Source organism: Paraburkholderia sp. BCC1876 (assembly GCF_902833695.1).
In the GTDB taxonomy this organism is placed as follows: domain Bacteria; phylum Pseudomonadota; class Gammaproteobacteria; order Burkholderiales; family Burkholderiaceae; genus Paraburkholderia.
In genome coordinates, this window is record NZ_CADFGI010000002.1 from 1,166,946 (window position 1) to 1,176,965 (window position 10,020).

General features: G+C 63.3%; 10 protein-coding genes and 1 pseudogene. 7 read left to right on the plus strand and 4 right to left on the minus strand.

What is annotated here, in order from left to right; genetic code table 11:
* Positions 1 to 239 precede the first annotated feature (239 nt).
* Together HWY05_RS11660 and HWY05_RS11665 are read left to right on the plus strand one after the other, a co-directional pair.
* A complete protein-coding gene (locus HWY05_RS11660; RefSeq protein WP_035545743.1) occupies positions 240 to 1,685 on the plus strand; it encodes an NAD-dependent succinate-semialdehyde dehydrogenase in 1,446 nt (481 codons plus the stop codon).
* Between the two features lie 161 nt (positions 1,686 to 1,846).
* Positions 1,847 to 2,422, plus strand: a complete 576-nt coding sequence (locus HWY05_RS11665) for a GNAT family protein (RefSeq protein WP_035548920.1) — start codon at positions 1,847 to 1,849, stop codon at positions 2,420 to 2,422.
* 23 nt (positions 2,423 to 2,445) lie between these two features.
* Here the strand turns inward: HWY05_RS11665 and kdgT are convergent, their stop codons facing one another.
* Positions 2,446 to 3,474, minus strand: coding sequence for a 2-keto-3-deoxygluconate transporter (gene kdgT / locus HWY05_RS11670; RefSeq protein WP_176058412.1), 1,029 nt, complete (start codon positions 3,472 to 3,474; stop codon positions 2,446 to 2,448).
* Positions 3,475 to 3,777: 303 nt separating this feature from the next.
* Here kdgT and kduI point away from each other — a divergent pair, with 303 nt between their 5' ends.
* The 5 genes from kduI (at position 3,778) to HWY05_RS11695 (ending at position 7,785) form a co-directional block, all read left to right on the plus strand.
* Entirely contained in the window at positions 3,778 to 4,614 is an 837-nt protein-coding gene (kduI, locus tag HWY05_RS11675) for a 5-dehydro-4-deoxy-D-glucuronate isomerase (protein WP_035545749.1), read from the plus strand.
* Between the two features lie 67 nt (positions 4,615 to 4,681).
* Positions 4,682 to 5,452, plus strand: a complete 771-nt coding sequence (gene kduD, locus HWY05_RS11680) for a 2-dehydro-3-deoxy-D-gluconate 5-dehydrogenase KduD (RefSeq protein ID WP_176058413.1) — start codon at positions 4,682 to 4,684, stop codon at positions 5,450 to 5,452.
* 139 nt (positions 5,453 to 5,591) lie between these two features.
* Positions 5,592 to 6,500: a DNA-binding transcriptional regulator KdgR gene (gene kdgR, locus HWY05_RS11685; RefSeq protein ID WP_176058414.1), complete on the plus strand. Its 909-nt coding sequence runs from the start codon at positions 5,592 to 5,594 to the stop codon at positions 6,498 to 6,500.
* Between the two features lie 563 nt (positions 6,501 to 7,063).
* Entirely contained in the window at positions 7,064 to 7,453 is a 390-nt protein-coding gene (locus tag HWY05_RS11690; protein WP_035545756.1) for a hypothetical protein, read from the plus strand.
* Positions 7,454 to 7,530: 77 nt separating this feature from the next.
* Positions 7,531 to 7,785 (plus strand): hypothetical protein, encoded by a 255-nt coding sequence (locus tag HWY05_RS11695; protein ID WP_176058415.1) that lies wholly within the window; start codon positions 7,531 to 7,533, stop codon positions 7,783 to 7,785.
* Between the two features lie 120 nt (positions 7,786 to 7,905).
* Here HWY05_RS11695 and HWY05_RS11700 read toward each other — a convergent pair whose 3' ends face one another.
* The 3 genes and pseudogenes from HWY05_RS11700 to HWY05_RS11710 all read right to left on the minus strand — a co-directional run.
* Positions 7,906 to 8,157, minus strand: a complete 252-nt coding sequence (locus tag HWY05_RS11700) for a hypothetical protein (protein WP_035545758.1) — start codon at positions 8,155 to 8,157, stop codon at positions 7,906 to 7,908.
* A gap of 209 nt (positions 8,158 to 8,366) precedes the next feature.
* On the minus strand, positions 8,367 to 9,539 hold the full coding sequence (locus HWY05_RS11705; RefSeq protein WP_035545761.1) for a 4-hydroxybenzoate 3-monooxygenase: 1,173 nt from the start codon (positions 9,537 to 9,539) through the stop codon (positions 8,367 to 8,369).
* Positions 9,540 to 9,837: 298 nt separating this feature from the next.
* A pseudogene (locus HWY05_RS11710) lies at positions 9,838 to 10,020 on the minus strand (threonine ammonia-lyase, biosynthetic); the annotation flags it as partial.

Sequence of the window (10,020 nt, forward strand, 5' to 3'; positions counted from 1 at the left end):
TGCCACTGCCGTTTGACTTTACGCCTCTTTGCGCGACGCCGCTTCCACTACGTTGCCGCCGTCGCGGCAGCCGTGCCGCAAGCCGCGTGCCGGGCGCCGCGGATGGGCGCGTGGTCGATGCCATCGGCTGCAATCAGATAAGATGATTGGTATCGGCAGTCCATCCCTGGCCGCGCTGTTTCAGCCCAATGTTTCACGACCGCGCGGCCTGTCGTTTTCCCACTTACAGGAACCCCAGCATGGCCATTCCGAGCTATACCGACACTCAACTCCTGATCAACGGCGAGTGGTGCGACGCCGCGAGCGGCAAGACCCTCGACGTCGTCAATCCCGCGACCGGCCAGCCGATCGGCAAAGTGGCCCATGCCGGCATTGCCGATCTCGACCGGGCGCTGGCCGCCGCGCAACGTGGTTTCGAGGCCTGGCGCAAGGTGCCGGCCAACGAGCGCGCCGCGATCATGCGCAAGGCTGCCGGACTGGTGCGCACGCGCGCCGCCGACATCGCCCGTCTGATGACGCTGGAACAGGGCAAGCCGCTGGGTGAAGCACGCGTCGAGGTGCTGTCCGCGGCGGACATCATCGAGTGGTTCGCGGACGAAGGCCGCCGTGTCTACGGCCGGGTCGTGCCGCCGCGCAACCTGTCGGTGCAGCAACTGGTGCTGAAGGAGCCGATCGGCCCGGTCGCCGCTTTCACGCCGTGGAATTTCCCGGTCAATCAGGTGGTGCGCAAGCTGAGCGCGGCGCTGGCCTGCGGTTGCTCGTTCCTCGTCAAGGCGCCGGAGGAAACCCCGGCGTCGCCCGCAGCGCTGCTGCAGGCGTTCGTCGAAGCGGGCGTACCGGCTGGTGTGGTCGGCCTCGTGTTCGGCGATCCGGCCGAGATTTCGAGCTATCTGATCCCGCACCCGGTGATCCGCAAGGTCACGTTCACCGGCTCGACGCCGGTCGGCAAGCAACTGGCCGCGCTGGCCGGCGCGCACATGAAGCGCGCGACCATGGAACTGGGCGGTCACGCGCCGGTGATCATCGCCGAAGACGCGGACGTGGCGCTCGCCGTCAAGGCGGCCGGCGCCGCGAAATTCCGCAACGCGGGGCAGGTTTGCATCTCGCCGACGCGTTTCCTGGTGCATAACAGCATCCGCGAGGAATTCGCCGCGGCGCTGGTCAAGCATGCTGAAAGCCTCAAGCTCGGCGACGGTCTGACGGAAGGCACCTCCATCGGGCCGCTCGCCAACGCGCGCCGCCTCACGGCCATGAGCAAGGTGCTCGACGACGCACGCAAGACCGGCGCGACGGTGGCAACGGGTGGCGAGCGGATCGGCTCGGAAGGCAACTTCTTCGCGCCGACCGTGCTGACCAACGTGTCGCTCGAAGCGGACGTGTTCAACAACGAGCCGTTCGGCCCGATCGCCGCGATTCGCGGTTTCGACAAGCTCGAAGAAGCGATTGCCGAAGCCAACCGTCTGCCGTTCGGCCTCGCCGGTTATGCGTACACGAAGTCGTTCAGCAACGTGCACATGCTGTCGCAGCAGATGGAAGTCGGCATGCTGTGGATCAACCAGCCGGCTACGCCCTGGCCGGAAATGCCGTTCGGCGGCGTGAAGGATTCCGGCTACGGCTCGGAAGGCGGTCCGGAAGCAATGGAAGCCTATCTGGTCACCAAGTCGGTTTCGGTGACGGCGGCTTAAGCGCTCGCTATGGCCGCTGTGGCCTTAAGGTAGTTCGGGAGCGCATGCTCCCGCTGCCTGGTCAGCAACGTTTACTGTGCCGGGTCCGCGAGGTGTTACTCGCGGACTTTTTTATTGTGACGACCGTGACGACCGTGAACAACGACAACCTGCCCCGACTCATGCAACCCACGCTGACTGGCAAGACCCTCGAACTTCAACCGCTTCAGCCGGAACACGAGCAAGGCCTGCTCGACGCCGCCGCGGACGGCCAATTGTGGAACATGACCGTCACCGTGGTGCCGGGTCCGCAAACCATGGGCGCGTTTATCGCCGCCGCGCTTGAAAGCAGGGCGGGCGGTACGGTGATGCCGTTCGTGATCGTTAAACGCGATACGGGCAAGCTGGTCGGCAGCACGCGGTTCTGGAAAATCGACCGGATCAACCGCAAGCTCGAAATCGGTCACACCTGGTTGAGTCAGTCGATGCAGCGCACGGGCGTGAACACCGAAGCGAAGTATCTGCTGTTGCGCCATGCATTCGAAGCGATGCAGTGCGTGCGCGTGCAACTCACCACCGACGAATCGAACGAGAAATCGCGCGCGGCGATTCTGAGTATCGGCGCGAAACTGGAAGGCATCGTCCGGCATGAACGCATCATGCCGGATGGACGCAAACGCAATTCGGCGCGCTTTAGCATCATCGACGATGAGTGGCTTGAGGTGAAGGCGATGCTGGAGCGGAAGATGGCCCGCTGAGCGAGCCAACGTCCGCCCCACCCTCAAACATGCACGTCGCGCGGCTCATTCAACGGTGCGGGCGGCGCCTTCCCCGCCTCCAACCCCTCGCCTGACGACGCATTGCGCGCCTGATGCCGATGCACCCACAGTGCTGTCAGGATCGGCACCAGAATCGCCGTCACCAGACACGCGGTTGCCACCATCGCGGTCGCCGCCGGCACCAGCGGTTTGAAGCGCGGAATCATCTCGCCGATGATCGCCGGATTCGCGACCGCGGCGCCCGCCGTCGACGACGCCGCCAGCCCCGCCGCACCATTGCCTCCCGCAATCCAGCGATCCGCGAGAATCAGCGGAATGCCCGTCACGACGATCACCCCGAGTCCGAGTACGACGCCCGGCAAGCCGCTCGTCACGATCACGTTCAGATCGATGCCGTTGCCGAGCGCGAAGCCGAAGAACGGAATCAGCGGATGCACGCAGCGCCCGAAGAACTCGCGCAACTCGCTATCCAGATTGCCCAGCACGAAGCCGATCAGAAACGGCAGCACCGCGCCGACGAACAGCCGCGGCTCGAAGAACGCCACACCGGTCGCGCCCAGAATAATCATGCTGACGAGCGGCCCCGATTCGACCGACATCAGCACGAACGCGCCGGCCTCCTCTTTCGTGCCGTACTGCTGCATCACCGCCGCATAGAGGCCGCCGTTGGTCATGTCCATCGACGTGGTGATCGCCAGCACCGAGAGGCCCGCGAATAGCCCCGCCTTGACGCCGTCGATCGGTATGAAACGCGCGGCGATCAGCGTCGCGATCCACGCGACCAGCATCTTGGTGACGAGCAGCGTGCCCGACTTGCGCAGCACCACGCCGGTTGCCCGCAGGTCGATCGTCGCGCCCATGCAGAAGAACCACACGGCCAGAATCGGCACGGTGCCGCTGATCAAACCGTTGGTGAACGACCCGAAATATTTCCCCGCGCCCGGCGCAAAGGTGTGGACACAGGCGCCGAGCAACAACGGCACCAGCATCAGGCCGCCTGGTACGCGGTCGATGGCCTTCTTGAGCTTCATGCCTCCTCCATGGACTTCGCGTCCCGTTGTCGGGTGAATCACCCGGTAAGGTCCCGTTCTTACGCCGGGCTCTCCCTTTCGGCGCAATATATCACCGAGATAGGAACGACGTTCCGATTCTGTTTGCTTTTCTGTTTATCGTTTACCCGCGCCTGCTTCGAAACGCTTGCCAGTGTTGATGTCGCGTCGCGATATTTTCGGACCGATGTTCCGAAATACGAATTTTGCGCTACAGTCGTGGCCAGAACGGCGTCCCGGACCCGACGTGGCCAGGCGCCTCAACCGAGCGGAGAAAGCGAAATCATGGAAGTGAGACAGGCCATCAACAGCGAGTACGCGAAAACGCTCGACACCGCGGGGCTGCGCAAACAGTTCCTCGTCGACCAGGTGTTCGAGCGCGATGCGCTGAAGCTCACGTATAGCCACATCGACCGGATCATTGTTGGTGGGGTGTGGCCGGCGACGCGCGCGGTCGAAGTGCCGGGCTCGCTCGGCAAGGCGATCGGCGTCAACTATCTGCTCGAGCGGCGCGAACTCGGCGCGATCAACATCGGCGGCGACGGCTGGGTCGATGTGGACGGCCAGCGCTACACCGTGCGCAACGAAGAGGCGATCTATATCGGCAAGGGCGCGCAAGCCGTGGCGTTCGGCAGCGACGACGCCGCGCATGCCGCGAAGTTCTACGTGAACTGCGCGCCCGCGCACACGTCGTATCCGACCCGCACGATCACGCTCGCGCAGGCGGCGCCGCAAACGCTCGGCGACCCGGCCACGAGCAACCGTCGCACCATCTACAAGTTCATCGTGCCCGAGGTGCTGCCCACCTGCCAGTTGTCGATGGGCATGACGAAACTCGAAGCGGGCAATCTGTGGAACACCATGCCGTGCCACACGCACGAGCGCCGCATGGAGGTGTATTTCTACTTCAACGTTGCCGACGACGCCGCCGTCTTCCACATGATGGGCGAGCCGCACGAAACGCGGCACATTCTCGTGCACAACGAACAGGCGGTGATCTCGCCGAGCTGGTCGATTCATTCGGGCGTCGGCACGCGCGCGTACACCTTCATCTGGGGCATGGTCGGCGAAAACCAGGTGTTCGGCGACATGGATCATCTCGCGGTCCGCGAGCTGCGTTGATGGAGCGCGTGGATCGCGTGGATCGCGTGGTCGGCGTGGCTTATATCGCGCAATCTTTGCACACGACATGGGCTTGAATACCGTGAACACTTTCGATCTCAGCGGCCGCGTCGCCATCGTCACCGGCAGCAATACGGGGCTCGGCGCCGGCATGGCGGTCGCGCTCGCCGCCGCGGGTTGCGACATCGTCGGCGTGAGCCGCGCCGATCCCGGCGACACGGCCGCGCGCGTTCAGTCATGCGGCCGGCGTTTCGCCGACGTGCGCGCCGATCTTGCGTCGATCGCGCCGGTCGACGACATCGTGCGCGCCGCGGTGGAAGCGTTCGGCCGCATCGACGTGCTGGTGAACAACGCGGGCATCATCCGCCGCGACGACGCGCTCGAGTTCAGCGTCGACGATTGGGACGCGGTGATGGACGTCAACCTGAAGAGCCTGTTCTTTCTGTCGCAAGCTACGGCGCGGCAGTTCGTCAAGCAGCGCGGCGGCGGCAAGATCATCAACGTCGCGTCGATGCTGTCGTTTCAGGGCGGCATACGGGTCGCTTCGTACACGGCGTCGAAAAGCGGCGTGCTCGGTCTCACGCGCCTGCTCGCCAACGAATGGGCCGCGCAAGGCATCAACGTGAACGCGATCGCGCCCGGCTACATGGCGACCGCGAACACGGCGGCGCTGCGTGACGACGCGCAGCGCAACGACGAAATTCTCGGGCGCATTCCGGCGAGCCGCTGGGGCACGCCGGAGGATCTCGCCGGGCCGGTGGTGTTTCTGGCCTCGTCCGCTTCCGACTATGTGCACGGGCATACACTGGCGGTGGATGGTGGGTGGCTCGCGCGTTAGATCGGCGAATAGCGCCGGACGCGGTATGCTCTCGGCGCCTGCGAAAATGGCCTTGGCGTAGCCCATTGAACATAGCCGCCCAGTAGCGCAGACGAAGAACATCGAGCCCGGCAGCACGGTATAGCGAGGAAACACGGAAATGGCAGCAATGAGCAAACAGCGCAAAGACGACGACACCGCGCCAATCCAGGACGCGGACAACGCCGACTGCGGCGCCGGCGGCGAGCGCGGCGAATCGGCTTCGTCGGTCGGCCGCGTGTTCGCGATTCTCGGCGCGATCGGCGAACGTGGACAGATCGGCATCAGCGAACTGTCGCAGCGGCTCGGCATGTCGAAGACCACCGTGCATCGCGTGATCCAGACACTGAAGGCGCTCGGCTACGTGACGCAGGAAGTCGAAACCGAGCGCTACCGGCTGACCATCCGTCTGTTCGAACTCGGCGCGAAGGCGCTGGAAAGCGTCGACCTGGTGCGCGAGGCCGACATCGAAATGCGCCGCATCGGCGCGGTGACGCGCGAAGCGGTCCACCTCGGCGCATTCGACGAAGACGCCATCATCTACATCCACAAGATCGACGCCGACTACGGCCTGCGCATGCAGTCGCGGATCGGCCGACGCAATCCGCTGCACAGCACGGCGATCGGCAAAGTGCTGCTGGCGTGGATGGACCCGACCGACGCGCGCGAGGTGCTCTCGCATGTGGAGTTTCGCAAGTCGACGCAAAAAACGCTCGCGTCCGCCGACGCGGTGTTGAGCATTCTGCCGCGCGTGCGTGAGCAAGGTTACGGCGAAGACAACGAGGAACAGGAAGAAGGTTTGCGCTGTCTCGCCGTGCCGGTGTTCGATCGCTTCGGGCGCGTGATCGCCGGACTGTCGGTTTCGTTTCCGACCATGCGCTGCGGCGCCGATACGAAGTCGCACTATGTCGCGCTGTTGAAGGAGTCGGGTCAGGCGATCTCCGCGCGGCTCGGCTATCGCGACGCGGCGGCGGCCTCTGCTGCCTCTACTGCCTCTGCTGCTGAAGGTCTCGCGGCAGAGCAAGGCTAGAGGTCACCGCGCCCGATGAGGTGACGCTGCGACGCGTCGCAAGGCTGGTGAATGTTGCGTGGCATCCTCAGTCTGCAACCGAATGTATCCGCTTTCGCGGTTCGCGACGAAACACGATGCCGTATAGATAGAGGCCGTTCGTGCGTCGATCGCTTTGCACGCATCATTCGATTGGCCATCCACGTAGGCGGTTTTTTTCATAGCGCGTTCAATGGCTTGGCCTTCGCTATCGCGCCCGGCCGAGGTCTTCCCGAACCATCCGCTTCCCTCTTTCGCAGCCGCTTCGCGCCGCCACGGCACGAAGCGGCATCGACACGTCCTGTTACACACGAACACATCGGTAATGACGCCGCTCAGTAGAGTTCGGTCACACGCAACAACGGAGCAACGTCATGAAACGAATCCTCGCGCTGGTTATTCTCGCCGTCACGCTCGGCAGTGCTTTAGGCGGTTGCATCGTGGTGCCCGGCGGCGGCTATCACGATCACTACTATCACGATCATTACTAGGCCTTTGCTTGCGCCAGACCCTTCACACTCAATCATAGAAACCGAGAATAAAACATGAGCAATTCACGAAGCCGCTGGTTGTCGATGGCGATCGTTGCAGGGCTGGGAATCGGTGCGTCGTCGGTGGCGCTCGCGCACGTCGACGTAGGTGTGAACATCGGCATTCCGGGCGCGGTGTATGCGCCGCAACCGGTGTATGCCGCGCCGCCTCCGCCGCCGGTGTACGCACCCGCTCCGCCGGTCGTGGTGGTGACGCCGGGCTGGTATGGCGAGCGCTATTACGACGGCCATCGCTACTGGCAACGTCGCGAGTGGGAAGCGCGTCATCGCGACGAACGCGAATGGCATGACGCTCGCGGTCCGCACGGCGACTGGCACGGTCCTGATGGACGCGATGGCGGTCATGGCCCGAACGGCGGTTGGCAAGGCAACGCCAACCATTGATGCATCAACCTGGCGGCGTCGCTGACCAGGCCGGACCGCGCAACGCATCGCGCCACACCGATCAAAGGAGCGACGCTTTGCTACGCACCGAACCACGACGCGTCACCGCGCAGATCGACGACAAGGTCGTCTGCGCCGAATACAGCGAACAGACCGGGCAATTGTGTGTGCGTCAGGATGGTGCGCTGTTGCGCGAGTGGTTTCCACCGCATTCGTGGATGGCGATTGCTTCGGTGGCCGGCGCGCGGCATTGGGGCACGCGCCCAACGGATGACGATCTGATCGCGCTACTGCGCAACGAGATGACGTTGATGCGATCGTCTCGATCTTGAGCTTGAACGTTAGCTTGAACGTGAATCAACTGGATTGCGGATTGCACATTGCTCGCCGCGGCGAACTCGTCGCCGCGGCGAGCATGTCATGCGCTTGCGTTCGCTTGCGCTTGCTTGCCTTTAGCGAGCGTTGCGGATCGGCGGCGAATAAGAACTCACCGTGGTGTCGTTGGCATAACCCGCTTGCCACGTACCACGGCTGCCCGAACCATAACCGCTGTTGGCGGCCTGAGTGGCATTTTGCTGATCGGCAGGCGACGCCTGCACCGACTGCGCGTCTTGCGCCGCCGGTTGCATGGACGACTCGGCGAATGAGGCTACCGGCACGGCAAGCACCACAGCGATAGCAACGGCTTGAATGAGCGACTTCATGAAACCACCTCCAGAATTTGTCTCCGCATTTATTTCTAAACGCGCCGTGAATCTGGCTATCACTGCAGCCATATAGACAGTCTAGGTGCCTGGTGGTAGGGGATAAATCCGCTAATCCTGAATACACTGTTGCTTTGCGAACGACAATGAAAAATGGCGGCGCTTCAAACCGCGCAGAGCACCGCGCAGCGTGCCCTGCCCGCTTTGCGCTACGCCACGGCGACCCCGACATAATTTTCAGCCATCGCGGTCGCCGCCGCGCGTGAAGTCGTCACATACTCCAGTTCCGCCACCTGCAACTGCTGCTCGAACGGCGAAGCGCCTTCGATGCGGTGCATCATGCTCGTCATCCAGTAAGAGAAATGCTCGGCGCGCCAGATGCGCTTGAGCGCCGTTTCGCTGTAAGCGTCGAGCAGATCCGACCGATTCTCCGCGTAGAACGCGTTCAATGCGCGCGTCAGGACACGCACGTCGGCAACGGCGAGGTTCATGCCCTTCGCGCCGGTAGGCGGCACGATGTGCGCCGCGTCGCCGGCCAGGAACAGACGGCCGTGCTGCATCGTCGTGGAAACGAAGCTGCGCATGCCGACAATGTTCTTCTGAAAGATCTTGCCGTCGACGATCTGCTGTCCGTCGTGCGAATCGACACGCGCGTGCAGTTCGGCCCAGATCCGGTCGTCGGACCAGTTGTCGACGGAATCCTTCGGATCGCATTGGAAGTACATCCGCTGCACATTCGGCGAACGTGTGCTAACCAACGCGAAGCCGCGTTCGTGACGCGCGTAGATCAATTCCTCCGACGACGGCACGCCTTCGCACAGAATGCCGAACCAGCCAAACGGATAGACGCGCTCGAAGTCCTGACGCAGCGCCTGCGGAATCGCCGCGCGCGACACGCCTTGCGAACCATCGCAACCGATCACGAAATCGCATTGCAGGTCGTGCGTTTCGCCTTCATGCTGGTAGCGGATCGACGGCGAGTCGGTCTCGATGCCGTGAATCGACACATTCGACACGCCGAAGCGCGGCGCGCCGTCCGCGGCCACGCGCGCCGCGACCAGATCCTTGATGACTTCGTGCTGCGCGTACACCGTGATCGAATGGCCGGTGAGTCCGGTCAGATCGATGCGCCGGCGCTTGCCTTCGAAGGCCAGTTCGAAGCCGTGATGCAACGCGCCTTCGGCTTGCATGCGCGCGCCGACGCCGGCTTCGGTCAGCAGGTCCATGGTGCCCTGTTCGAGCACGCCGGCGCGGATGGTGGATTCAATCTGTTCGCGTGAGCGCGATTCGAGCACGACGGAATCGATGCCGCGCAAATGAAGCAGATGGGAAAGCAGCAGGCCCGCGGGCCCGGCGCCGATGATGCCAACTTGAGTGCGCATGAGTTGTCTCCTGTCGACCGGAGTGGGCGCTTTAGCGCTTCCCCGGTCCCATGCAAGGTATGTGCGGGACGTGGTGTTCAACTGGCGCTCAGTGTGGCGATCACGGCCTGTATCGCGCAACGCGATATGGCGGATAGGGGATATCTCAATTTGAGATAACGGTAAGGCGTTAGTTCGTGGCGCTAGTGGATCGAAAAGCGCGCTAACGCTGTCCAGACGGAGCTTGTGGCTCATTCGCCGGATAACCGTTGTGGGTTGCGGCGTCGGAAGGGCTCAAGGTAAACCCCGACGCGTTTTACTACGCGAGAAACAGGCGATAGACGGGGTTGTGCGTCTCTTCCCAGTTCGGATAACCCAGCGTGGCGAGAAACTGGTCGAACGTGGGGTTCTCGCTGTCGGGCACCTGGATGCCGACCAGGATCGAGCTGTAGTCCGCGCCCTGATTGCGGTAATGGAACAGGCTGATATTCCAGTTCGGCGC

What these genes read in the sequence shown, in the direction of transcription:
- kdgT (WP_176058412.1), bottom strand. Translation starts at nt 3,474, where the DNA reads ATGAAGCTCAAGAAGGCCATCGACCGCGTACCAGGCGGCCTGATGCTG.
- HWY05_RS11660 (WP_035545743.1), top strand. Translation starts at nt 240, where the DNA reads ATGGCCATTCCGAGCTATACCGACACTCAACTCCTGATCAACGGCGAG.
- HWY05_RS11705 (WP_035545761.1), bottom strand. Translation starts at nt 9,539, where the DNA reads ATGCGCACTCAAGTTGGCATCATCGGCGCCGGGCCCGCGGGCCTGCTG.
- HWY05_RS11690 (WP_035545756.1), top strand. Translation starts at nt 7,064, where the DNA reads ATGAGCAATTCACGAAGCCGCTGGTTGTCGATGGCGATCGTTGCAGGG.
- kdgR (WP_176058414.1), top strand. Translation starts at nt 5,592, where the DNA reads ATGGCAGCAATGAGCAAACAGCGCAAAGACGACGACACCGCGCCAATC.
- HWY05_RS11665 (WP_035548920.1), top strand. Translation starts at nt 1,847, where the DNA reads ATGCAACCCACGCTGACTGGCAAGACCCTCGAACTTCAACCGCTTCAG.
- kduI (WP_035545749.1), top strand. Translation starts at nt 3,778, where the DNA reads ATGGAAGTGAGACAGGCCATCAACAGCGAGTACGCGAAAACGCTCGAC.
- HWY05_RS11700 (WP_035545758.1), bottom strand. Translation starts at nt 8,157, where the DNA reads ATGAAGTCGCTCATTCAAGCCGTTGCTATCGCTGTGGTGCTTGCCGTG.
- kduD (WP_176058413.1), top strand. Translation starts at nt 4,682, where the DNA reads ATGGGCTTGAATACCGTGAACACTTTCGATCTCAGCGGCCGCGTCGCC.